Source organism: Ruegeria sp. AF1, from assembly GCF_056542125.1.
Genome location: NZ_JBQFZG010000001.1, coordinates 127,856 through 150,664, shown reverse-complemented (window position 1 = coordinate 150,664; position 22,809 = coordinate 127,856). Strand labels below are relative to the sequence as shown.

General features: G+C 55.0%; 22 protein-coding genes and 1 tRNA gene. 13 read left to right on the top strand and 10 right to left on the bottom strand.

What is annotated here, in order from left to right; all coding sequences use genetic code 11:
- Window positions 1-33 precede the first annotated feature (33 nt).
- Window positions 34-480: a type II toxin-antitoxin system RatA family toxin gene (locus ACR0BK_RS00700; RefSeq protein ID WP_480553360.1), complete on the bottom strand. Its 447-nt coding sequence runs from the start codon at window positions 478-480 to the stop codon at window positions 34-36.
- A 72-nt stretch (window positions 481-552) separates the two neighbouring features.
- Here ACR0BK_RS00700 and hpt point away from each other — a divergent pair, with 72 nt between their 5' ends.
- Window positions 553-1,095 (top strand): hypoxanthine phosphoribosyltransferase, encoded by a 543-nt coding sequence (gene hpt / locus ACR0BK_RS00695; RefSeq protein WP_480516838.1) that lies wholly within the window; start codon window positions 553-555, stop codon window positions 1,093-1,095.
- 120 nt (window positions 1,096-1,215) lie between these two features.
- A complete protein-coding gene (locus ACR0BK_RS00690) occupies window positions 1,216-1,572 on the top strand; it encodes a hypothetical protein (protein ID WP_480553359.1) in 357 nt (118 codons plus the stop codon).
- A gap of 11 nt (window positions 1,573-1,583) precedes the next feature.
- Here ACR0BK_RS00690 and ACR0BK_RS00685 read toward each other — a convergent pair whose 3' ends face one another.
- Together ACR0BK_RS00685 and lipA are read right to left on the bottom strand one after the other, a co-directional pair.
- Window positions 1,584-2,735: an amidohydrolase gene (locus ACR0BK_RS00685; protein WP_480553358.1), complete on the bottom strand. Its 1,152-nt coding sequence runs from the start codon at window positions 2,733-2,735 to the stop codon at window positions 1,584-1,586.
- Window positions 2,732-3,682: a lipoyl synthase gene (gene lipA / locus ACR0BK_RS00680; RefSeq protein ID WP_480472469.1), complete on the bottom strand. Its 951-nt coding sequence runs from the start codon at window positions 3,680-3,682 to the stop codon at window positions 2,732-2,734. The genes ACR0BK_RS00685 and lipA overlap by 4 nt, the downstream gene beginning before the upstream one ends.
- A gap of 261 nt (window positions 3,683-3,943) precedes the next feature.
- Here lipA and ACR0BK_RS00675 point away from each other — a divergent pair, with 261 nt between their 5' ends.
- The gene (locus tag ACR0BK_RS00675) at window positions 3,944-4,492 is read left to right on the top strand and encodes a redoxin family protein (protein ID WP_480553357.1); all 549 of its coding nucleotides are present in this window, start codon (window positions 3,944-3,946) and stop codon (window positions 4,490-4,492) included.
- 51 nt (window positions 4,493-4,543) lie between these two features.
- Here the strand turns inward: ACR0BK_RS00675 and ACR0BK_RS00670 are convergent, their stop codons facing one another.
- Complete coding sequence (locus ACR0BK_RS00670) at window positions 4,544-5,626, bottom strand: DUF6456 domain-containing protein (protein ID WP_480553355.1); 1,083 nt, start codon at window positions 5,624-5,626, stop codon at window positions 4,544-4,546.
- A 241-nt stretch (window positions 5,627-5,867) separates the two neighbouring features.
- On the opposite strand from ACR0BK_RS00670, the gene ACR0BK_RS00665 reads away from it, so the two are divergent.
- The gene (locus tag ACR0BK_RS00665) at window positions 5,868-6,167 is read left to right on the top strand and encodes a DUF6477 family protein (protein ID WP_480472463.1); all 300 of its coding nucleotides are present in this window, start codon (window positions 5,868-5,870) and stop codon (window positions 6,165-6,167) included.
- Here ACR0BK_RS00665 and ACR0BK_RS00660 read toward each other — a convergent pair whose 3' ends face one another.
- Window positions 6,168-7,712, bottom strand: a complete 1,545-nt coding sequence (locus ACR0BK_RS00660; protein ID WP_480472461.1) for a trimethylamine methyltransferase family protein — start codon at window positions 7,710-7,712, stop codon at window positions 6,168-6,170.
- A 301-nt stretch (window positions 7,713-8,013) separates the two neighbouring features.
- On the opposite strand from ACR0BK_RS00660, the gene guaA reads away from it, so the two are divergent.
- The 9 genes from guaA (at window position 8,014) to ACR0BK_RS00615 (ending at window position 17,415) form a co-directional block, all read left to right on the top strand.
- Window positions 8,014-9,573 (top strand): glutamine-hydrolyzing GMP synthase, encoded by a 1,560-nt coding sequence (gene guaA / locus ACR0BK_RS00655; RefSeq protein WP_480553353.1) that lies wholly within the window; start codon window positions 8,014-8,016, stop codon window positions 9,571-9,573.
- A gap of 211 nt (window positions 9,574-9,784) precedes the next feature.
- The gene (locus tag ACR0BK_RS00650) at window positions 9,785-10,690 is read left to right on the top strand and encodes a DMT family transporter (RefSeq protein ID WP_480553352.1); all 906 of its coding nucleotides are present in this window, start codon (window positions 9,785-9,787) and stop codon (window positions 10,688-10,690) included.
- Between the two features lie 124 nt (window positions 10,691-10,814).
- Complete coding sequence (locus ACR0BK_RS00645; RefSeq protein WP_480516822.1) at window positions 10,815-11,954, top strand: OmpP1/FadL family transporter; 1,140 nt, start codon at window positions 10,815-10,817, stop codon at window positions 11,952-11,954.
- A 100-nt stretch (window positions 11,955-12,054) separates the two neighbouring features.
- Window positions 12,055-12,951, top strand: coding sequence for a DMT family transporter (locus tag ACR0BK_RS00640; protein WP_480553350.1), 897 nt, complete (start codon window positions 12,055-12,057; stop codon window positions 12,949-12,951).
- A gap of 47 nt (window positions 12,952-12,998) precedes the next feature.
- Window positions 12,999-13,871, top strand: a complete 873-nt coding sequence (locus ACR0BK_RS00635; RefSeq protein ID WP_480553349.1) for an ATPase — start codon at window positions 12,999-13,001, stop codon at window positions 13,869-13,871.
- A gap of 36 nt (window positions 13,872-13,907) precedes the next feature.
- Window positions 13,908-14,825: a homoserine O-acetyltransferase MetA gene (metA, locus tag ACR0BK_RS00630; protein ID WP_480516816.1), complete on the top strand. Its 918-nt coding sequence runs from the start codon at window positions 13,908-13,910 to the stop codon at window positions 14,823-14,825.
- A gap of 4 nt (window positions 14,826-14,829) precedes the next feature.
- Complete coding sequence (locus tag ACR0BK_RS00625; protein WP_480553347.1) at window positions 14,830-15,768, top strand: alpha/beta fold hydrolase; 939 nt, start codon at window positions 14,830-14,832, stop codon at window positions 15,766-15,768.
- A gap of 49 nt (window positions 15,769-15,817) precedes the next feature.
- Window positions 15,818-16,687 (top strand): polyphosphate kinase 2, encoded by an 870-nt coding sequence (gene ppk2, locus ACR0BK_RS00620; RefSeq protein ID WP_480553346.1) that lies wholly within the window; start codon window positions 15,818-15,820, stop codon window positions 16,685-16,687.
- Between the two features lie 113 nt (window positions 16,688-16,800).
- Complete coding sequence (locus tag ACR0BK_RS00615; RefSeq protein ID WP_480476721.1) at window positions 16,801-17,415, top strand: TetR/AcrR family transcriptional regulator; 615 nt, start codon at window positions 16,801-16,803, stop codon at window positions 17,413-17,415.
- 6 nt (window positions 17,416-17,421) lie between these two features.
- Here the strand turns inward: ACR0BK_RS00615 and ACR0BK_RS00610 are convergent, their stop codons facing one another.
- The 5 genes from ACR0BK_RS00610 to ACR0BK_RS00590 form a co-directional block, all read right to left on the bottom strand.
- The gene (locus ACR0BK_RS00610) at window positions 17,422-18,480 is read right to left on the bottom strand and encodes an adenylate/guanylate cyclase domain-containing protein (RefSeq protein WP_480472441.1); all 1,059 of its coding nucleotides are present in this window, start codon (window positions 18,478-18,480) and stop codon (window positions 17,422-17,424) included.
- Window positions 18,477-18,845, bottom strand: coding sequence for a group I truncated hemoglobin (locus ACR0BK_RS00605; RefSeq protein ID WP_480493317.1), 369 nt, complete (start codon window positions 18,843-18,845; stop codon window positions 18,477-18,479). The genes ACR0BK_RS00610 and ACR0BK_RS00605 overlap by 4 nt, the downstream gene beginning before the upstream one ends.
- A gap of 232 nt (window positions 18,846-19,077) precedes the next feature.
- Window positions 19,078-19,167 (bottom strand) — tRNA-Ser (locus ACR0BK_RS00600).
- A 142-nt stretch (window positions 19,168-19,309) separates the two neighbouring features.
- A complete protein-coding gene (locus tag ACR0BK_RS00595; protein WP_480553344.1) occupies window positions 19,310-21,736 on the bottom strand; it encodes a DUF3772 domain-containing protein in 2,427 nt (808 codons plus the stop codon).
- Window positions 21,736-22,770: a cysteine synthase A gene (locus ACR0BK_RS00590; protein ID WP_480553342.1), complete on the bottom strand. Its 1,035-nt coding sequence runs from the start codon at window positions 22,768-22,770 to the stop codon at window positions 21,736-21,738. The genes ACR0BK_RS00595 and ACR0BK_RS00590 overlap by 1 nt, the downstream gene beginning before the upstream one ends.
- Window positions 22,771-22,809 lie beyond the last annotated feature (39 nt).

Sequence of the window (22,809 nt, the reverse complement as noted above, 5' to 3'; positions counted from 1 at the left end):
GTAGTCTAGCGTGCGCCTGACAAGGGTAAAGACCTAGCTGTAGAGTTCTTGCGCGCGCGCCTCGAACGCGCGCACGATCCGATGCATGGCTTCGTTGAAAACCACACCGATAATCCCTTGCAGGATGGCGTTCTTGAATTCGAAATCCACATGGAACGAGACGTTGCAGCCCCCATCAGGCGCGTCCTCGAACTGCCAGTCGGATTTCATGTATTTGAAGGGGCCGTCCAGGTATTCGGTGTCGATTTTCTTTTGATCCGCAAACAGGGTTACCTTGCTGCCAAATCGTTCCCGGAAAACCTTGAACGAGATGATCAGATCGGCCTCCATCACCTCAGCCTCTTCCATCGCATAGGTCTTGCGAATGCGGGCAGCAGCGCACCACGGCAGAAATTGGGGGTACTTGGCCACATCGGCAACCAGGTCGTACATCTGCTGGGCTGTATACGGCAGGTGGCGGGTTTCCGAATGGATAGGCATGAGGTCCGGTATTTGCAGGTGACAATGGCGCGTCATGTCGTATGTTGCGCGCCAAAGATCAAGGGGGCTGCGATGACTGACCGCGCATATGTGATAGATGAGATGATCTCGGCAAAGGCCATCGCCGCTCGAATCGAGGAGCTGTGTCGCGACATTTCGGCAGAGTTCAAAGAAACAGACAAGCTGGTGGTCGTGGGTCTGCTGCGCGGCAGCTTTGTTTTCATCGCCGACCTTGTGCGCGAACTTGACCTTCCGATCGAGGTGGATTTCCTTGAAGCATCTTCTTACGGAGACGCGATGGAAAGCAGCAGGGAAGTTCGCATTCTCAAAGACTTACGCGGCGCAATTGAAGGGCGCGACGTGCTGGTTGTCGAGGATATCGTTGACACAGGCCATACGTTGAACCATGTCACCAAGTTGCTGCAAAGCCGTAACCCCGCGCGCCTGAAATCCATTGCCTTGCTGGACAAGCCGAGCCGCCGCGAAGTGGATTTTCGATCAGACTGGATCGGTTTTGAGATACCCGACGAATTTGTCGTGGGTTATGGAATTGACTATGCTCAACGCAATCGCAACCTGCCCTATATTGGCAAAGTCCGCTTTACGGACGAATAGCCCGAGCGGGCCTTTTCCGGCCTCGTACTCAGACCCGATTAAAAATTCATTATTTAGAATATCAATGGACAACCATCGCCTCGTTGCTTTACCTTTCAGGTAGTCACAGGAGGATTTTTGATGAAGCGTCTTATCTCGATAGCGGGCGTCTTTTTGGTGATCGTCTCCCTTGCAAGCGCGTCATATGCAAAAGACAACAAGGGCAAAGGACAAGGTGCCAACAAAACCAAAGTAGAGAAATCCATTAAGTCAAACGGCAAGGCTGTTCCGCCCGGTCAAATCAAACGATACACCCGAGGTCAGAAATTACCGGACGACCTGCGTTTTGACTATGTTGACGACCTCGACAACTGGAAGCTCAAACCGCTGAAGCCGGGGCAACGGTATATTCGGGTCGACGACGAAATAATCTCGATATCAGATGATACGAAGACTGTAATAGAAGCTGTTGGAATCGTTGGCGATCTGATGAATTGAAAGCCTCGGTCCTAGCAGTCGCGGCCTAACACAGCTTCGATGGCCCTCAGAAATATCCCGGTCCCAATCGGAATAAGCGCATCCGGGAAATCATAGTCCGGGTTGTGCAACTGGGGTTGGTCACTTCCCGACCCCAACCAGAACATGGCGGTTTTCGCGCTTTTTCCAAACTGGCCGAAATCTTCTGAAAACCGCTGTGGCTGATCGACCAATCTGCAAAAAACGCCCTGCTCCGTGCAGGCCTTGGACAGGATCGAAACTGCTTCCGGGTGATTGGCACAAGCCTCAAACACTTCGTCATAACTGATTTCGACCGCCAGCCCTTCGGCTTTGGCCGTTTCGTGGACCAACGATTCAGCGTCGCTGATCAGCTGCGCCATTCGCGCGTCCGTGACTGTGCGAAGCGTCACCCACAGCTCGGCCTGCCCCGGTGCTACTCCGACCGTGCGCTCACCCAACGTGGCATGTGTGACGGTGGTCAATGCGTAGTCGTCATTCAGATCCCCTCCGCCACCTAACGCGGTCAAAGCCGGCATCAGACTTGCCAGCGCACTGGCAGGTGACACCCCATCTTGCGGAGCAGCGGCATGTGACGTCTTTCCAGTCAAAACAATCTGCATCCCGCGTGAGGCACAGTTAGAAGGACCGTCACAAATTTCGACCGCGCCCAACTCCAATCCTGGTAAGTTGTGCAAAGACAGTACGAGGTCGGGCGCAACCCCGGCGAACTGGGGATCAGCCCGGAAAGCGATTGCACCATGGCCGGTCTCTTCTGCTGGCTGGAAGATCAATACGACGCGGCCCTTCTTGGGGCGGTGATGTTTCAACCCGTCTGCTACGCCCAGAACCATAGTCATATGCCCGTCGTGGCCGCATAAATGACCTTTGCCCGCGACCTGTGATACATAGGAATGGTCCGCCAACTCCTGGATCGGCAACCCATCCAGTTCGCAGCGAATGCCCAGGGTGGGACCAGGTTGGCCACTTTCGAAAACGGCGGCAATCCCGTGCCCACCTATTCCGGTCAGGAAATGGTCAGCGCCTGCGTCACGCAGAAGTTCAGCCAACCGTGCTGCGGTATTCTTTTCCTGTCCCGAAAGTTCAGGCTGTTGATGCAGCTCGTGGCGCAGACATGTCAGTCGCGCGATCTGATCCGGTGTCACGCGTGTTGCAGCTTTTCTAGACGCGCCGCGCGCAGCCGGGCAAAATCATCACCAGCGTGATAGGAAGACCGGGTCAACGGCGACGCAGATACCATCAGAAAGCCTTTGCCGTAAGCTGCCTTTTCGTATGACGCGAACTCGTCGGGTGTCACGAAACGATCAACACCGTGGTGTTTCGGTGTTGGTTGCAGATACTGGCCAATCGTCAGAAAATCGATATCCGCCGCGCGCATGTCATCCATGACCTGACGCACCTGCTGTTCGTTTTCGCCAAGCCCAACCATGATGCCAGACTTGGTAAAGATCGACGGATCAAGTTCTTTCACCCGCTGCAAAAGACGCAGTGAATGGAAGTACCGCGCGCCGGGGCGAACCTCGGGGTACAAACCCGGTACGGTTTCCAGATTATGATTGAAGACGTCCGGCTTTGCCTGAACCACAATTTCCAGAACGTCAGCATCGCATTTCAGAAAATCGGGCGTCAGAATCTCGATCGTGGTTTTGGGAGAGCGGTGCCGCACCGCGCGGATGGTCTGAGCAAAATGCTCGGCACCGCCATCACTCAGATCATCCCGATCAACGGAGGTGATAACCACATGGTTCAGGCCAAGTTTTTCGACCGCATGTGCCACCCGGCCGGGTTCAAAGGCGTCAAGGTCGTCTGGGCGGCCAGTAGCGATATTGCAGAATGTGCAGCCACGGGTACAGATCTCGCCCATGATCATCATGGTGGCGTGGCCCTGGCTCCAGCATTCGCCGACATTGGGGCATCCCGCCTCTTCGCAGACTGTGACCAGATTATTGTCGCGCATGATCCGGCGCGTATCTGCATAACCTTTGCCGCCGGGTGCCTTGACCCTGATCCAGTTCGGTTTCTTGGGCTGCGCATTATCCGGGCGGTGCGCTTTTTCCGGATGGCGCTGTTCGGGGATCTTCAGATCTCGCACGGGCAATATTCCTGACTTTGGGTCAATCTTGTCGCTCATAACATAGACAGATGTGCAGTGTTACACCAGCGGCGCATAGCCGCTATGCAACGCCGCCGCGCATGAGCGAAAACGAGATAGTAAAAATCCGTTTCACCGCATGTTTTCAATGAGTAATGAGAAGAGGTTATTAATTCAAAATGCAGCATTTCGTCGATTGAAGGCAGTTTAGAACTGTTTTAAGTCACAGCAAAATCACAGGTGAATCACAGGAGCTTGAACATGAAATCCGGCGCAATACTGCCCAACGTGACCTTTCACACCCGTGTTCGCGATGAATCAATCGAAGGACCAAACCCATTCTGTTGGGAAGACAAGACCACCGCTGACTATTTTGCCGGAAAACGCGTGATCCTGTTCTCATTGCCCGGCGCGTTCACGCCCACCTGTTCGACATATCAACTGCCCAGCTTTGAAAACGGATATGGCGATTTCATTGCCCAGGGTGTCGATGAAATCTACTGCATGTCTGTCAACGACAGCTTTGTGATGAACAAATGGGCGCAAGATCAGGGCCTGACCAACGTCAAGGTCATTCCGGATGGATCGGGCGAGTTCACCCGTAAAATGGGTATGTTGGTTGACAAGGACAATCTGGGCTTTGGCATGCGGTCATGGCGCTATGCTGCCATCGTAAACGACGGTGTTGTCGAAGCCTGGTTCGAAGAACCTGGCCTGATGGATAACTGCCCCGAAGATCCCTATGGCGTGTCTTCGCCCGAAAACCTGATGAAACATCTTCAGGCGATGGCAGAACCCGAACTGGCTTGAGTAATAACAAGACGAAAAAAGGCCCGTTTTAACGGGCCTTTTTTTGTACCTTCAGCCAATCATGCGGTCGCGTTCAGCCTGATCCCGATAGTGACGTTTCAGCCGTTGTAACGCGATCCGCAGAACAATCTTTCCGGATCGTGCCGACCAACCCATGTGTTTTTCCGCCAGTTCCAACCCTTCGAGATAGCAACAACACCGCAGGGCAACATCACTTAGTCCGGGGCCAAGGTCAGACAGGGCCCGCGCCACGCGGTCCCGCGCATCCGATGATCCCTTTCCTCCGTGGCTTTCACTGTCATAACTGCTGCGGCCACCAGCCGTTAGAAACCGCTCCCAGTTCTGTGAAACCTGAGGACCAATCTGCGCCAACTCGAAATCTTCGCGCAACCGCTCTCCTGCGCTGACAAGCGATTCATCCAGAAAAGGCTTGCCATCGCGGTCGCGTCTGCGTGCAAGGGCAACCAACGGGCTTTCCGTGGCGCTATAGCGAATGCGCCTGATCCGGTCAGTCGCCCCACCCGATGTTTTTGCCTGAAACAACGACTGAGCTTCGGCAAATCCGACTTCGGTCCCCACCCGCGCCTTGTTTTCCGCTTTTGCGATCAGGTGGCTCAGTGCCGTTCGGCCAGCCGCAGAAATTCTGTACCGTGAAATGCGACCGGGGTTATCGCAGGAAATCCAGTCCTTTAAGGCCAGAGCCTGAGCGATCTCGCAATCGACGACCGCGGTTCTGGTCGCTCCGGCGTTGCCGGTGTCACGAACGACTACCGCTTTGTCCATTTCTTCAGCCACGGCAAGAACCGAACCTGTCTCGCTCAGGCGGCGCAGAATGCGCAATGCCTCTCTTTCGAACGCCTCTTCCTGGGCAGCTTCATCCGCGATCACGACCGAGTCGCCTGCGTCGTCGGGCATGGAAAAATGTGTTTCTGCCAGCGACTGCAACGCCGCATCCACCAAAGGATCGTCACGGCGCATCTCGATACGCCGGATTTGCCGGAGGATGGTTGACGCATGGCAACCTGCCGATCTCGCGATATCGCGGATCGAGCGTCCGGTTTCGGTATGAGCAAGGTATCTTTGCGCCCCCTCTGGAACCCATGCCGGAATGGTGAAAGCCATGTTGTTTTCCATGATTATTTGCCCTCGTCGACAAAACAAAATGTCACTTTTCGCCCTCGGATAGCCGGTTAACCAAATCTAACTAGAGGTCCATTCGTTACTCGTTCGTTAACCGCACAAGGCACGAACCAGATTTGATTCAAAAAGATAAACAGTCGTGAAACCATCGTTCGGAGAGGCTGTCACGCAGGCAACACCCGCTTAGGTTGTGCATTAAATAGTCCGGTAAACCTTCAGACACAGGACACGTAAGATGCAGGACCTGATGACAATGATCTCAACGCTTCACCGCCCACGCATGTTGGCAAGAGCCGCCAATTTCGGAGCGAGAGAGTACAACCGGGACAGGCATTTGCAACGTATTCTGGGATACGGGTCATTGCCGGGTTCAGGTCAGGCCCTACTGCGACTGATGGAGATGGAAAAAGAGGTGAATGAACTGCGCAAAGAAGATGATGCCGCATACTCTCTGGTCCGGCATCTCGACATTCTTATCGCGCTGTTGGGTGAGGCGCGGCTGTATCAAGCCAACCGCGCCCCGGTCCTTCAATAATTAGGAAAACGCATCCGGCATGGAGGCCTTTTTCTCGGCGATATAGGCTTCCAGCGCTGCGGCTGTATCCGGCTCCATATGCGGTTGCTGATAATTCGCCAGCAGGTGTTCAACCCGCACAGAGGCTAGAGCCCGCGTATCACGCGCACCTTCTTCCTGCCAGGTTTCATATGGCTTGTAGTCCAGCAGATCGGACTTCCAGAACGATTCCTTGAAGTTCGCCTGCGTGTGGGCGCATCCTAGATAGTGCCCGCCGGGGCCAACTTCCCGGATCGCATCCATGGCCTGCGCGTTGTCATCATAGGCCACGCCCTTGGCCAGCGAATGCAAAACGCCCAACTGGTCGGCATCCATAACAAATTTCTCGAAGTCGGCCACCAGGCCACCTTCCAGCCAGCCGCAGGCATGCAGCATGAAGTTCACGCCAGCCAACAGACCCATGTTCAGCGAGTTCGCTGTCTCATAAGCCGCCTGCGCATCCGGAAGTTTCGAGCCGCAGAACGACCCTGCGGACCGATACGGCAAGTTCAGACGCCGCGCCAGCTGACCCGCGCCATAGGTGATATGCGAAGCTTCCGGCGTACCGAAGGTCGGCGCGCCAGAATTCATGTCGATCGAGGTCACGAATGCCCCAAAGATCGCGGGAGCACCAGGACGGACGATCTGGCTGTACGCCACACCGGCAAGAACCTCGGCCAGAACCTGGGTCAAAGTACCGGCCACCGAGACCGGCGCCATCGCACCGCCCACAATAAAGGGCGAGATGATGCAGGCCTGATTGTTGCGGGCATAGACTTCCAGCGAGCCCATCATCACATCGTCGAATGTCATCGGCGAGTTTATGTTGGTCAGCGACGTCATCACCGTGTTTTGCTGGACGAATTCCTTACCGAACAGGATTTCGCACATTTCAACCGAATCCTGCGCCCGGCTGGGATCGGTCACCGAGCCCATGAAAGGCTTGTCCGACAGAGTCATATGCGCCTTCAGCATATCCAAATGGCGCTTGTTCACCGGAATGTCGGTCGGTTCACACACCGTACCGCCCGAATGGTGCAGCCACTTGGACATATAGGCAAGTTTCACGAACTTGTTGAAGTCGTCCATCGTCGCGTAACGACGGCCGCCTTGTGCATCGCGCACGAAAGGAGGGCCGTAAACCGGGGCCAGAACCATGTTCCGGCCACCAATCACGACCGACTTCTCGGGGTTGCGGGCATGTTGGGTGAACTCGCTGGGCGCTGTTTTAATCAGCTCACGAGCAAGGCCGCGCGGAATGCGCACGCGTTCACCGTCGATATCCGCACCCGCGTCGCGCCAGCGTTCCAGAGCGGCAGGGTTATCAACAAAGTTAACACCGATCTCTTCCAACACGGTTTCCGCGTTGTTTTCAATGATCTCCAGTGCCTCTTCGTTGAGGATTTCAAAGTTCGGAATGTTGCGTTCGATGTATTTCGCGGTCTCGATACGAACTGCAGTCCGCTCGGCACGGCGGGCAGCGCCACCGCCACCTCTCGCCCTGCGCCGGGTGTTTGCCTCGGTCATGAGAAGATCCCGTGTTGTTGGTTAGATTGAGCGTTTGATACAGGTTTGCCGGGGCGCAAGCATAGGGATTGCGGCACGTTGGGGGGAAAAGCGACATTGCCGCGCGGCAATCCGGCGAACCGGCCGCCAAGGGTGAAATCTGGAATTGGAAAGCGTACCCTTCTGCCCTGTCCATGTGCGCCGACGGAGCCACCGGTGGAAACCCTCGTGTCAAAAATCATTGCAGTGATCTTTTTTGATTCCCGCGCTGGAATCGGACCTCGCTCTTGCGAAATGTGCGGGCTTGCCCTAAGGCGCTGACATGACCCAGACATCCCACGACCGCCTTCTGATCATCGACTTCGGCAGCCAGGTTACGCAGCTTATTGCCCGCCGCCTGCGTGAGCTGAATGTCTATTGCGAAATTCACCCTTACCAGAATGTCACGATGGATTTCGTGCGGGAAATGGCCCCGCGCGCGGTGATCTTCTCGGGCGGGCCGGACAGTGTGACGCGCGAGGGCTCGCCCCGTGCTCCGCAAGAGATTTTTGACTATGGCGTGCCGATTCTGGGCATCTGTTATGGCCAGCAAGTGATGATGCACCAGCTTGGCGGCAAGGTCGAAAGCGGCCATGGCACGGCCGAGTTTGGTCGGGCTTTTGTCACGCCAAAAGACAAACTGGCAATTCTGAACGGCTGGTTTGACGACGGGGATGAACAGGTCTGGATGAGCCACGGCGACCACGTCAGTGAAATCGCACCGGGGTTTCAGGTCTTCGGCACATCGCCTAACGCGCCCTTTGCGATCACAGCCGATCCGTCGCGTCACTTCTATGCCGTGCAATTCCACCCCGAGGTGCACCACACGCCCAAGGGCGCGAAGCTGTATGCGAACTTCGTCAAGCTGGCCGGTTTCAAGGGCGACTGGACCATGGGGGCCTATCGCGAAGAAATGATCCGCAAGATCCGCGAGCAGGTTGGCGACAAGAAGGTCATCTGCGGTTTGTCGGGCGGTGTTGACAGCTCGGTCGCGGCGATCCTGATCCACGAGGCGATTGGGAACCAGTTGACCTGCGTCTTCGTCGACCACGGGCTGTTGCGCAAGAACGAGGCGACAGAAGTCGTCGGCATGTTCCGCGACAACTACAACATCCAGTTGATCCACGCGGACGAATCCGAACTGTTCCTTGGCGAGCTTGAAGGGCAAAGCGACCCGGAAACCAAGCGCAAGATCATCGGTAAGCTGTTCATCGACGTCTTCCAAAAACACGCTGACACCATTGAAGGGGCCGAGTTCCTGGCGCAAGGGACGCTTTATCCGGATGTAATCGAATCGGTGTCATTTTCGGGCGGGCCTTCTGTAACCATCAAATCGCACCACAATGTCGGTGGCTTGCCGGAAAAGATGGGCCTGAAGCTGGTCGAGCCCCTGCGAGAGCTGTTCAAGGATGAGGTTCGCGCGCTTGGCCGCGAACTTGGCCTTCCACAGAGCTTCATCGGACGTCACCCTTTCCCCGGCCCTGGTCTGGCAATCCGCTGCCCCGGTGAAATCACCCGCGAAAAACTGGGCATCTTGCGTGAAGCTGATGCGATCTTTATCGACCAGATCCGTAAACACGGCCTCTATGACGACATCTGGCAGGCTTTTGTTGCCATCTTGCCAGTGCGGACCGTAGGTGTCATGGGCGACGGGCGCACCTATGACTACGCCTGCGCGCTGCGGGCCGTAACATCTGTCGATGGCATGACCGCAGACTACTACCCGTTCAGCCATGAATTCCTGGGCGAAACGGCAACGCGGATCATCAACGAAGTCAAAGGCATCAACCGGTGTACCTATGACATCACATCGAAACCCCCCGGCACCATCGAGTGGGAATGACCGGCGGGTGTCTGCGTAAAACTTAACTGATTGAGCGGCAAAACGCCCTACTCGTTAAAGCCTTTGTACCGGGCAGTCACCTATGCGACCTTGAATCTGGCGCACCTTCGGCGTTTGATTAGCCGGACGAACCTAGTCTGCTTATCATAAGCGCTTGGCTTTGCGGTCTTTTGGCAGCGCGGCCCCGCGACGAACCTGAGGGACGCTCGAAATGAGCCATGCGCAGAAAGACGTAATCAAGGCCGGTCTATGGATGACCGGCGCGATCGCCTCATTCTCTTCCATGGCGGTTGCAGGGCGTGAACTGAGTTCTGCGCATGATACCTTTGAAATCATGATGTATCGCAGCATCGTTGGGTTCGTTGTTGTTGCAACTGTCCTGACTGTGACTCGCAACTGGCAGCAAGTTTCGACGGAACGGCTGGGATTGCACGCCTTACGAAACACCTTACATTTCACGGGGCAAAATCTCTGGTTCTACGCCGTGGCAGTGGCTCCCTTGGCGCAGGTATTCGCGCTGGAGTTCACACAGCCGCTTTGGGTAATCCTGCTCTCGCCGCTGTTTCTGAACGAACGGTTGACGCCGCTCAGGTTGATAGCGGCGCTTATCGGGTTTTCGGGCGTTCTGATCGTCACGCGCCCCGGCGCTGCCCCTTTGAGCCCCGGCCTTATGACAGCCGCCGCATCCGCAGTATTCTTTGCGTTTACAACGATTACCACCAAGAAGCTCACGCGATTTGCCAGCATTGGGTGTATTGTTTTCTGGCTGACTACAATGCAAGCAGTCCTTGGAGCCACAGCCGCTGGCATCGATGGTCAGATTGCGCTTCCGACAATGCAGACCGCTCCCTATCTGATTTTGGTTGGGCTGGCGGGTTTGCTGGCGCATTTCTGTATTACCAATGCCCTATCCATAGCCCCGGCAACCGTGGTCATTCCCTTTGATTTTGCACGTCTTCCGACAATCGCAGTAATCGGGATGCTCCTCTATCATGAACCCATCGACCATTGGGTACTGATCGGCGCTGCCGTCATCTTTACTGGCATTTTCCTGAACATCTGGTCCGAAAATCGTAACAGTTTGGCAACAGTTCAGAACTGTAGTGGCAACAAGTAACGCACCGTCACCAGTTGACCTTAAACTAACTGAAAAGAAAGTATCGCGCATTACACACGGGTAAGCGCTGGACTCACTCAATTCTTCGCCAGGCAAATACTCGAAAAAAGTTCGGGAGGACAGAATGAAAACAACACTACTCGCAACGTGCGCATTGTGCGTTGGAGCAACGGCTGGTTTTGCAGGCGGTCTGGACCGCAGCGGTCAGGGTATCAACCTGATCTTTGAAGAAGGCTCTGCAGTTCAGTTTCGGTTGGGGTATACCGACCCAAGCGTGACCGGCACGATGCCAGACATTTTTGGTACAAACGGCGGCCAACCCATTAGTTCAGGTGAAGTTGCGAACGACTTTTTTACACCGCACCTTGGGTTCAAAACGGCGCTTACCGAAAAGCTTGATTTCGCACTGATCTATGATCAACCCTACGGTGCCGATATTCAGTATGCGGCCGCCTACCCGCTTTCGATCAACCCGGTTAATCCCACAGACCCCCGCGTGTTGCAGGCAACTGCTGACACTGATGCGATTACCGCTTTGCTACGGTACAAATTCGACGGTGGATTCAGTGCGATCGGCGGTATTCGCGCGCAGCGCGTCGAGGCTTCGATTACTGTTCCCATTACCGCAGGCTATCAGGTGAATACTGACGCAGATACCGCATTCGGGTATGTCGTGGGCGTCGCCTGGGAAAAACCTGAGATCGCCGCGCGCGTATCTCTGACCTATAACTCCAAGATCAGCCACGATCTTTCACAGACAGAATCCAGTGCTTTGACCGGAGGGTTGCCTGTAAACACTTCGAGTGAGATTGAAACACCGCAGTCGGTGAATCTGGATTTTCAAACGGGCGTGGCGCCCAAGACATTGTTGTTTGGCTCGATCCGTTGGGTCGACTGGCCACAACTTGTGTATAATCCGCCAAACTATCCGCCGACCAGCAACCTGGTTGACTATGACGACGCCACGTTCACCTACTCGCTGGGTTTGGGTTATCAGTTCTCGGAAGAGTTTTCTGGTGCTGTGACACTGGGCTACGAAACTTCCCAAGGTACGCCGGTTTCGAACCTCGGTCCGACAGATGGGTTCTGGAGCATCGGTCTGGGTGGCACGTATTCGCTTGAGAAGGCAAAAATCTCGGGCGGTGTTCGTTATACCGACATCGGGGATGCCACCGCGAATGGTGCTGGTCCCGCGGCACGTGGTACGTTCACAGGCAACAGCGCCTGGAGCGTTGGTTTCCAGATCACATACGCTCTGAACTGATCTGAGTAATCTTATGTAACTGTAAAGCCCCGCAGTTTCTGCGGGGCTTTTTCGCATGAACCGGGTCGCCGTTGGTTAACATCAATGAAACAGTGCCCGCATGAACGAACAAAAACACCTCTCTCTCCGCGCCTGGGCCGAGCTTTTGCTCCTTGGACTGATCTGGGGCGCCTCCTTTGTTTCCATCCGGGTCGCTCTGGACACGCTTCCCGTGATGACCTCGGTTTTGCATCGCACATTCTGGGCCATGCTGGTTTTGTGGCTGGTAACTTGGATCAGGGGGATCAAAGTGCCGCGCGCGCCCCGTATCTGGGGCACTTTTCTGGTCATGGGGCTGTTGAACAACGTCATCCCCTTCAGCCTGATGGCTTGGGGGCAGCTTTACATTGACACGGGTCTGACGGCGATCCTGAACGCGGCGACTGCGATCTTCGGCGTTTTGATAGCAGCACTGTTTTTTCGCGACGAGCGATTGACAAAAACCCGGCTACTGGGTGTCTGCCTGGGCTTTCTTGGTGTCTCAATCGCGATTGGAGTGCTGAACTTCTTGAGTTTCAGCCTGCAAAGCACCGCTCAGCTTGCAGTGTTGGCCGGAACAGTTTCCTACGCATGTGCCGCGGCTTGGGCTAGGCAGACATTATCGCATCTTCCCCCGGTGATTGCCGCCGCCGGTATGCTGACGGCTTCGACAGTGCTGGTATTGCCAATAACATTAGCAGTTGATGGAGTACCCAGCTTGGCGTTACCCGCAATAACCTGGGTGGCCATCGGGTACTATGCGATTGTCGCAACGGCCGGCGCATATCTGCTTTACTACCGGGTTTTGGCAATGGCCGGCAGTGGCAATCTGATGCTGGTCACACTTGTCATACCTCCGGTCGCTATTGTTCTGGGTGCATTACTGCGCGAAGAGTCCCTGCCCCCAAATGCCTTTCTGGGCTTTGCCGTTCTGGCGATTGGCCTTTTGGTTCTCAATCGTTCGTCCCGGCCCAATTGACGCCGTGCGCTGCCCGATTTAGCTAGGGCAAAAAAGGACAGCGCAAAATGATCTACACCTCAGCCAATGACTGGCGCACGGCAAGCCGAAAGAAAGTGCTGTTCTTTGGCATGTCGGGGTTGGGCAAGACCTATGTATCCAACATCCTCAGAGATTCTGGGAACTGGTTCCACTACTCGATCGATTACCGGATTGGCACGCGCTATATGGGCGAGTACATCACCGACAATGCCAAGGCCGAGGCCATGAAAGTTCCGTTCTTGCGTGAACTGCTGTTGTCGGATTCGATCTATATCGGTTCGAATATTTCATTCGCCAACCTGACACCTGTTGCCGCTTATCTGGGCAAGCCGGGAAACCCCGATCTGGGCGGCTTGGACATGCCGGAGTACCGCCGCAGGCAGGAACAGTTTCGCTTGGCCGAAATTCATGCGCTGCTGGACACCGAATACTTCATCGACCGCGCCGAGCGTCTGTACAAATATCCTCACTTTATCTGCGATACGGGCGGATCCATCTGCGAGTGGGTAGATCCCGAAGACCCAAGGGATCAGGTTTTGTCCGAACTCGCGCGGCACACCCTCATGATCTGGCTGAAGGGTGACGAGGGTCACACAGCCGACCTTGTGCGCCGTTTCGACAAGGCCCCAAAACCCATGTCCTATCAGGCTGATTTCCTGACACGTTCCTGGGCCGAGTATCTGGATCAACACGGCTGTGCAGAGGCCGAGGTCAACCCCGATGATTTTGTCCGCTGGACCTATGCGCAAGCCCTGGCCCATCGTCAGCCCCGATACGAGGCGATGGCAAAGAACTGGGGCGTGACGATTGATGCCAACGACATCGGCAAGATCCGCGATGCGGCCGATTTCGATGAGTTGATCGAACGCACCCTTGAGGCCAGACGCAATAACGCCTAACTACCAGTTTTCCCTAATCTCTTCGAAGTCAGACACATGCCCATCAAAATTCCCTCTGATCTGCCCGCCTTTGACGTCCTGAACAAAGAGGGCGTTATGGTCATGTCCGAGGATCAGGCAATGCGTCAGGATATTCGCCCCCTGCGCATCGGGCTGCTAAATCTGATGCCGAAGAAGATCCAGACGGAAAACCAGTTTGCGCGCCTGATCGGTGCAACCCCATTGCAGATCGAACTGTCATTGATCCGTATGACGGAACATCAGACAAAAACTACTGCCGCCGAGCATATGTCCGAGTTCTATCAGCCTTTTCAGGAGGTCAAGGACCAGAAATTTGACGGCCTGATCATTACTGGCGCGCCGATCGAGCATCTGGAATTCGGTGATGTCACCTATTGGGATGAAATCAGCGAAATCTTCGACTGGACCCAAACCAACGTTCATTCAACCTTTGGTGTTTGCTGGGGAGGGATGGCGATGATCAACCATTTTCATGGTGTTCGAAAGCACATGCTGGATGCCAAGGCCTTTGGCTGTTTCCGCCACCGCAATCTGAACCCTGCATCACCTTTTTTACGTGGGTTCTCTGACGATTGCGTTATCCCGGTCAGCCGCTGGACGGAAATGAAGCAAGATGAGATCGACGCCGCGCAGGGTTTGACGACCCTGCTGGGCAGCGATGATGTGGGCCCTTGTCTGGTCGAAGATCCCAGCCACCGCGCGCTGTATATCTTCAATCATTTTGAGTATGACAGCGACACGCTGAAACAGGAGTATGACCGCGACGTCGCCAATAACACGCCCATCAACGTGCCGATCAACTATTATCCGGATGATGACCCATCCAAGACACCTCAAAACCGTTGGCGCAGTCACGCGCATCTTCTTTACGGAAACTGGATAAACGAAATCTATCAGACGACGCCTTTTGATATGAGCAAAATTGGCCACTAAAACCTTGATATCCTTTAGCCTCATCATTCTGGGCCTTGTCGCTGTGACTGCGTGGCGCAGCGCCCGGAATGAAGCACATGCAGAAGCGGCTTTCCCACCCGAAGGCCAGATTCTTGATGTCGACGGAATCGCGGTTCATGCGGTTGTCATAGGGAATGGGCCGGATGTTGTCCTTCTTCACGGCTCAAGCGGCAACACCCGCGACATGACCTTTGCGCTGGCACCTATTCTGGCGGAAAACTACCGCGTCATCGTTTTTGACCGGCCCGGCCTGGGGTTTTCAGAAAGTTTCAACCCAGACGGTGAAACGATCACGGAACAAGCGGATATCCTGCAAAAAGCTGCTGCCCAGCTTGGGGCGGACAAGCCTGTCGTGGCGGGCCAAAGCTATGGTGGTTCAGTGGCGCTTGCATGGGCGGTCACCAGGACCGACGACCTCTCAGCACTTGTTCTGATCGCACCCGCCGCCATTCCGTGGGAAACGCCGCTGGATGGGTTTAACCAATTAGCGTCTACCACGCTCGGCAATACGCTCGCCCTGCCTCTGATTTCTTCCTTTGTGCCCGATTGGTACGTAACGCGGGCATTGGACAGTGTATTTGCGCCCCAATCGGCCCCCGCTGGATATGCTGAACATTTTGGGCCCGGCCTGACCATCCGGCGCAGTTCCATGCATGCAAATGCCAAGCAACGGGCCAACCTATTGGATGAGATAACCCAATTGCAGCCGCGATACGGTGAGATTTCAGTGCCAACCGAAATCGTTCACGGCACCGCCGACGACACTGTCGGCCTTGAATGGCATTCGCAACGTCTGATCCAGCAAATCCCGCAGGCCGAACTGGTCGCGTTACCGGGGATCGGTCACATGCCGCAGGTTGTCGCAGCGCCCGAGGTTGCTGCCGCAATTGATCGTGCAGTGCAGCGTGCAGGTTTGCGTTAATCCAAGCTCTAATCCATAGTCGGATATGGGTTTTATCGCGAGGTGACATATGGCTCGGACCGAAAAAGGTTCTATCGAGAAGTATTTTCAGGATAGCGCGCCCAAAGCTGTGCGGGATGAGATCGAGAATTCGAAGAAAGGCGATATCCTGAACCCGACCTACCCATATAGCGAGAAGATGAAACCCAAGGACTATGATGAGCAGATGGAACTGCTCCAGATCGAGCTGGTCAAAATGCAGTCTTGGGTCAAGGACACGGCGCAACGGATCGCCATCATCTTCGAAGGCCGCGATGCTGCCGGTAAGGGCGGAACGATCAAACGGTTTCGCGAAAACCTGAACCCGCGCGGAGCGCGCAATGTGGCGCTCAGCAAACCCTCGGAAACTGAACGCAGTCAATGGTACTTTCAGCGCTACATCCCGCACCTGCCTGCAGCCGGCGAGATCGTGTTCTTTGACCGCAGCTGGTACAATCGCGGCGTGGTCGAAAACGTCTTTGGTTTCTGCACCCGGGAAGAGCGCGAGCGGTTCTTTCGTCAGGTTCTGCCGCTTGAAACGGGTCTGGTCAATGATGGCATCAAACTCTTCAAGTTCTGGCTCAATGTCGGGCGCGCTGAGCAACTGAACCGTTTTCTGGCCCGTGAAACCGACCCGTTAAAGCAATGGAAACTCAGCCCGATTGACGTGGCAGGGTTGGACAAGTGGGACGAATACACACAGTCGATTTCGGAAACTCTTACCCGGTCACACTCAGACATATCTCCTTGGACAATAGTCCGGTCCGACGACAAGAAACGCGCCCGTCTTGCAGCAATTCAATCGGTCCTGCACACGCTGGACTATGATGAGAAGGACGCAAAAAGCATTGGTGACATTGATCCCCTGATCTGCGGTGGTCCGGATGTCTGGGAAGCGTAGGTTGCGTTTTCGCCCTGCCCGGCCAAGGCTTTCAAGGGCAAGTGTTGGACGACCGGGTGTATTTGGTCTATCCCCTTGTCTTCCAATACCTAATCGAAGAACCTGAGGCCGGGATGTCGAAACGCGGTTATCATCACGGAAACCTAAAGCAAGCTCTGATCGAGGCAGCCTTGTCCCTGATCGAAGAAAAGGGGCCGACAGGTTTTACGTTATCTGAAGCCGCCAAAACCGCTGGCGTAACACCAGCCGCAGTCTATCGCCATTTTGAAGGGCGCGAAGACCTTATCGCCGAAGCCGCACGGCAGGGATTCGAGATGTTCGCGGACCTGATGCAATACGCTTATGACACAGGCCAACCCTCTGCCCTATCCGCCTTCGAGGCAACCGGGCGGGCCTATCTGGCTTTTGCCCGGAAGAACCCCGGCCACTACATCGCCATGTTTGAAAGCGGAATTTCGTTGAATCGCACCCCAGAATTATCCATGGCCGCCAATCGGGCCAAATCGGTTCTCGAGAAAGCAGCCGCTGACTTGTCGCAACATATTCCACCAGAAAAGCGCCCGCCCGCGTCGATGTTCAGCGCGCACATCTGGGCGATGAGCCATGGCGTGGTCGAATTATACGCGCGCAATACCGGGGCGACGTCTCCCTTCCCCCCGGAAGACCTGCTGGAAAGCGGCATTGGTATCTATCTGCGAGGGCTGGGTCTGATCCCGCAGGACGACTGACACCTTTCAAAAAGTTCGACTGCTTTGCGGTAAGCTCAGCCCGGACGTAACGTTGATAAGATTCATCTCGCCCATTCCCTTTATGTCGACACGTCCCAGGTCCGAGACCTGAAACTCATCAATCAGGGCGTATTTCATCTCTTCCGGCGCAACTATTTTCATAGGATTGGCGAAAATTTGCAGTCGGGACGCGATATTTACCGCCGGACCGAAAACGTCGTAGACGTATTTCTGAATGCCCACGACAGACCCGACTGCGGCCCCCATGCCCAAACCGATCCGGGCCTGCCATTTGTGCGGATGGCTTTCGTTACGGCGTTCGAGATAACGCAGGAAACGTACCGCGCAATGGGCCACTGCAGTCGCATGATCGGGTGTCGGGTCAGGCATGCCTGAGACCGCAAGATATGCGTCACCTATTGTTTTGATCCTTTCACACCCGAATTGTTCAACGATCCTGTCAAACGCCGTGAAAATGTCGTTCAACTCACTCAGGGTCACTGTCGGGTCGGTCTTGGCCGCGAAATCGGTGAAACCCACAAAGTCCAGCATGACCACAGACACCTGCTTGTAGAGCTGCGGAGTGACGACACCGAAGGTTTTGAACTCTTCATAAACAGCCCGTGGCATCAGGTTCAGAAGCAGGCGTTCAACCCGTTCTTTTTCGCGTTCCAGTTCTCGTGTGTTGCGTTCGACCATGGTGGAATAGCTGTCGATCATGCTTTCCAGCTCGCGAATGCGCGTGATGTTCTGGCATTCGACAATCAGAACCTGCTCGGACAATCCGCTTGCCAACGAAACTGCGACCGCAAAGATCAAGGTCCGCCGCTTTGGTTTGATCTGCAACTCAACCGAATATCTCAGGCCCGATTGCTTGACGTCTTCCAGTTCTTTGGGATCAAGGGCAGGCAGAATGTCCGTAAGAGTACTGCCGTTCTCGGGGGTTCCAAACCACTCTGCGAAAGGTCCGTTATGAAACACGAACTGAAGATCCGAGGCGCGCACCACGGCAATGCCGACACCGATGGCGCGTAACAGCTGTTCGTTTATCGCATGAATGCTCATGCCGCGTTTCGGGCGACGATAATTGAACGCTTCCCTTCAATTGCAGCCAGCGCGGTTTTGATATCCTGATCGGACATACCATGCACGCTCAGCGCTTCGCCAAACAGCTCAGCCATCACATCAAATTCGTCGTGTGAAATACCCAGATGCCTGTGAACGGCTTCGATCCTGTCATCACTGAATGACGCCGGTCCGCCAATCAGGGACGATACGAATTTCGTCTGATGATCAATCAGCCGAGGCATGTCGATATCTTCAAAATAATGGCCGATATCATCCGAATCCAACGCCATTTCATAGAAGGTCATCACGACACGGCTGATCGTTTTGAAGCCACCGTATTTGTCATAAAGCGTTTGTGTCACACGAAAACCCAAGCGATACAGAACAAAAACACTATAACTCTATATCAAATTGATATTTTTGTTAATGTTTATGGTGTTTTTTATTTTCCGGTTTACCGGGTATTCTTTTAAGGGAAAGCAATAGCGACCAGGGTACACGATCCTGGGCTTTCGGAAATCTGGCGTGGTTCACGAAACTGCGTTGCACAGCCAAGACGCCGGGGCAGACATAGTTCTCTGTACAAAGGGGCAATGGCGGAGAGACAGGGATTCGAACCCTGGAGACGGTTCCCCGCCTACACACTTTCCAGGCGTGCGCCTTCGACCACTCGGCCACCTCTCCGTGCCGGCGATGTTTGGACCAATGTCATGGAATTTGCAAGGCCCCAATTCGGCGAAATCACGGGAAAGATCAATTAAATCCGGTCGCCTTTCCGGTGCGCCAAACCACCGGAAAGGCTACCCTTCAGCTTTCGGACAGGTCGTCAGAATTCATCGCCAGCGTCGGGGTCCAGATCAGATTCGGTCAGTTCAACTGGCTCTCTTGTCGTCGACTCATCTGCCTTCTGTTTGGACGCAGAACCAGCCGCTTTCACCTTGTTTGAGGTCTGCAAAGCTTCGGGATTACGCAACCAGATATCACGCTGTGCAAACGGCACCTCGATGCCTGCTTCAAGGAAGCGTCGGTTGATTTCGTGGTTCATGTCGGATTTGACGGACAGAACCCAGTTCACATCCCGCAGGATCGCCCTGATTTCAAAATCCAATGCATCCGCTCCAAACCCCTGAAACACCACACTGGGTGCCGGGTTGGCCAAAACCATCGGGTGGTTGTTCGCAACCTCACTCAGGATGGTCTCGACCAGACGCGTATCAGTGCCATATGCGACGCCGACCGGAACAATCACCCTGCCGATTGTATTGCCACGCGTATAGTTGGTGACAACACCGCTGATCAGGTCCGAGTTGGGAATGATCACATCCGATCTGTCGAACGTCTCGATACGGGTCGAGCGGACGGAAATGTCACGCACGTAGCCCATCATCCCGTTCACATCAATCCAGTCACCCTTGGAGATTGGCCGTTCCACCAGAAGGATGATGCCGGACACAAAGTTGGACACAATCGTCTGCAGGCCAAAGCCAATACCGACAGACAGTGCACCAGCAACAATTGCCAGCGATGACAGGTCGAACCCCGCGACCATGATCGCAGCCAACGCAGCCAGAAAGATCCCGATATACCCCGAGCCAGCGACAATCGCATTCTGCCCGCCCGGATCGATGCTGGTTTTGGGCAACAGCGAGTTGCGCAACCCGCTTTGCAACAACCGTGTCAGCGTATATCCGATTGCGAATACAGCGATAAATGTCAGGAAATTGCTGGGCGAGATCATGACACCGCCGATGTCAAAGCCAAGCAGCAGACGTGACCACACCTCTAGCAGGTCCGTTTCACGCGCACCCCAGTATATTGCCAGAACAGGCAGCGCGACGATGGCCAGTGCAAAGCCCACCAAGACTGAAAAAAGAGAGTCGCGCGCAGCGTCGCCCTGCCCTGTGATCCATCCGTATATCTGACTGACGAACCGTTGAAAAATTGCCAGTGCGGCAATCAGAACCAGCGTTTTTACCGCCGGAAACACGATCGCTTCGGCCGCATTGGTATACCCGGCGATTGCCAGAACGGGTGTTGCAATCCCCAGCAGGAACATGGCCTTGCGCAGGAATTCCAACAACTGGCTGAATCCGGCGGCCCGCGTAGACGCCGTCTGGTCCAGCAGGCGGTCGTTCGTTCGGGTCTGCCGCACGCGGAGCAAAAGCAATGCCGTTCCGACGATCACGGGAAAGCTAATAACCGCACGGGTCGCATCCGAGACGTTTTCGATCTGCTGAAACAGAAGCGCCAGTTCGTGCAGGATCAACATCAAAGCCAACAGATCAATGTATATCCGCAATTCGGTAATCCGAGCAGCAGACAGGCGCTTGAATCCTTGTGAAGCGCCAATCACGTAAATCTGTCGGCCAATCCAGTCGTAGAAGAAGGCAATTGCCGCCCAGTAGGGGATTTTTTCCAGCAACAAACTGCCCCGCAGACCCGGAATACCCGAAAGACTGATCGCGGCGATGGCGGCAACGACACCGATCCATGGCAACAGAATCCGCAACAGAGAAATGATGAAGGACCAAACACCAGTGCCCGCTCCGCCCAGCAACCTCAGATAGTCGCCGCCCCGCTCGGACCAACGTTTGCCGAAGATCAGTAAAACCGCGGCCAGGATCACCAGAAACAGGATTCCCAAGCCACGATCACGGATACGTTCTTTCACTACGTCCGAACGCAGGTTGGTAATTGTTTCATTTGTCAGGCTCTGAAGCGCCTCTTTTACGTCTTGCCATGCAGGTCCCCAATATACGGGGTTGATCGGTGACGGCCCGCGCTCAAAGAATTGTTTTGTCTGCCGCGTCCGGATGATCCGATCGATTTCACTGATCAATCCATTTGCGCGGGTATAAGCTTCTTCGGAAATGATGCGCGGCACCCGCAAACTGTTGAGCTGCTCATTAAGATGAGTTCGCAATTTAGCGATGTCTTCAGGTTCGGCCGCGTCCCCTTCGGGTTTCGGACCAAGCGCCTTGATCTGGCTTTCCAGCGTTGCGATACGGTCTGTGTTGGCGCTGCGTGCCTTGTTAAAGTCCTCTCGGTAACCGTTTATTTCAGAACGTAAATTCTCAAACGCAGCGTTTGACGCACGGTTCGCTTCAATCACGGACTCGGCACGATCAGCCGTTTTTATCCAGCCCCGGTAGTACTCACTTTGCCTGTCGGTCAGCTGCGCGACAGCACCGCCTGCGAGCCCGACAAGACACAGGAATACCAGTGTCAGAAACAGGCGAACGTGCCCAGGCATCACACGTCCTCGAAAACGCCGGGAATGCTGCGCGGTGCTTCAGTCATCCAATCCGGCACCGGCAATTCTTTCTCGCGCAGGAAATCCGGGTTGAACAGCTTGGACTGATACCGCGTGCCATAGTCGCAAAGGACAGTCACAATCGTGTGGCCCGGCCCCATTTCCTTGGCCAGACGCACGGCGCCCGCCATGTTGATCGCGGTTGACCCGCCCATAACCAGCCCCTCTTCACGGAGCAGGTCAAAGATATAGGGCAACGCCTCGGTGTCAGTGATCTGATAGGAATGATCCGGCGTGAACCCTTCCAGGTTCTTTGTTATCCGCACCTGTCCGATACCTTCGGCAATCGATCCGCCCTCCATCGCGATTTCACCGGTGGTGTAGTAAGAGTAGAGACCCGCACCCATAGGATCGGCCAGACCGATTTTCACACCCTTGGGCTGCAACGCTTCGGCAACCCCGGCCAACGTACCGCCCGACCCGACAGCACAGATAAACCCGTCGACCTTACCTGCTGTTTGTTCCCAGATTTCGGGCCCTGTGGTTTCAACATGGGCCTGACGGTTCGCCACGTTGTCAAACTGGTTGGCCCAGATCGCCCCATTAGGTTCCGTCTGCGCCAATTCCTCGGCCAGACGGCGGGAATAATGCACGAAATTATTGGGGTTGCGATAAGGTGCGGCCGGAACTTGAACCAGTTGTGCACCTGCCAGCCGCAGCATGTCTTTCTTTTCTTCCGACTGGGTCTCCGGGATCACAATCACGGTCTTGAACCCCATTGACGCACCCACCAGCGCCAGGCCAATACCAGTATTGCCTGCGGTGCCTTCCACAATGGTGCCGCCGGGCTTCAAATCGCCCCGCGCAATGGCATCACGGATAATATAGAGTGCAGCACGGTCCTTGACCGATTGACCGGGGTTCATGAATTCGGCTTTGCCGAGAATTTCGCAACCAGTTTCTTCACTGATGCGGCGCAGCCGGATCAACGGTGTTTTTCCTACTGCGTCAGCAAGATCTCGTGCAATGCGCATGATGGCCCCTTGTCGTTTTGTACCATCGAAGATTTACAG

Excerpts from the sequence above, each read along its gene's own strand:
- ACR0BK_RS00700 (WP_480553360.1), bottom strand. The coding sequence starts at position 480 with ATGCCTATCCATTCGGAAACCCGCCACCTGCCGTATACAGCCCAGCAG.
- hpt (WP_480516838.1), top strand. The coding sequence starts at position 553 with ATGACTGACCGCGCATATGTGATAGATGAGATGATCTCGGCAAAGGCC.
- ACR0BK_RS00690 (WP_480553359.1), top strand. The coding sequence starts at position 1,216 with ATGAAGCGTCTTATCTCGATAGCGGGCGTCTTTTTGGTGATCGTCTCC.
- ACR0BK_RS00675 (WP_480553357.1), top strand. The coding sequence starts at position 3,944 with ATGAAATCCGGCGCAATACTGCCCAACGTGACCTTTCACACCCGTGTT.
- ACR0BK_RS00670 (WP_480553355.1), bottom strand. The coding sequence starts at position 5,626 with ATGGAAAACAACATGGCTTTCACCATTCCGGCATGGGTTCCAGAGGGG.
- ACR0BK_RS00665 (WP_480472463.1), top strand. The coding sequence starts at position 5,868 with ATGCAGGACCTGATGACAATGATCTCAACGCTTCACCGCCCACGCATG.
- ACR0BK_RS00660 (WP_480472461.1), bottom strand. The coding sequence starts at position 7,712 with ATGACCGAGGCAAACACCCGGCGCAGGGCGAGAGGTGGCGGTGGCGCT.
- guaA (WP_480553353.1), top strand. The coding sequence starts at position 8,014 with ATGACCCAGACATCCCACGACCGCCTTCTGATCATCGACTTCGGCAGC.
- ACR0BK_RS00650 (WP_480553352.1), top strand. The coding sequence starts at position 9,785 with ATGAGCCATGCGCAGAAAGACGTAATCAAGGCCGGTCTATGGATGACC.
- ACR0BK_RS00645 (WP_480516822.1), top strand. The coding sequence starts at position 10,815 with ATGAAAACAACACTACTCGCAACGTGCGCATTGTGCGTTGGAGCAACG.
- ACR0BK_RS00640 (WP_480553350.1), top strand. The coding sequence starts at position 12,055 with ATGAACGAACAAAAACACCTCTCTCTCCGCGCCTGGGCCGAGCTTTTG.
- ACR0BK_RS00635 (WP_480553349.1), top strand. The coding sequence starts at position 12,999 with ATGATCTACACCTCAGCCAATGACTGGCGCACGGCAAGCCGAAAGAAA.
- metA (WP_480516816.1), top strand. The coding sequence starts at position 13,908 with ATGCCCATCAAAATTCCCTCTGATCTGCCCGCCTTTGACGTCCTGAAC.
- ppk2 (WP_480553346.1), top strand. The coding sequence starts at position 15,818 with ATGGCTCGGACCGAAAAAGGTTCTATCGAGAAGTATTTTCAGGATAGC.
- ACR0BK_RS00615 (WP_480476721.1), top strand. The coding sequence starts at position 16,801 with ATGTCGAAACGCGGTTATCATCACGGAAACCTAAAGCAAGCTCTGATC.
- ACR0BK_RS00610 (WP_480472441.1), bottom strand. The coding sequence starts at position 18,480 with ATGAGCATTCATGCGATAAACGAACAGCTGTTACGCGCCATCGGTGTC.
- ACR0BK_RS00595 (WP_480553344.1), bottom strand. The coding sequence starts at position 21,736 with ATGCCTGGGCACGTTCGCCTGTTTCTGACACTGGTATTCCTGTGTCTT.
- ACR0BK_RS00590 (WP_480553342.1), bottom strand. The coding sequence starts at position 22,770 with ATGCGCATTGCACGAGATCTTGCTGACGCAGTAGGAAAAACACCGTTG.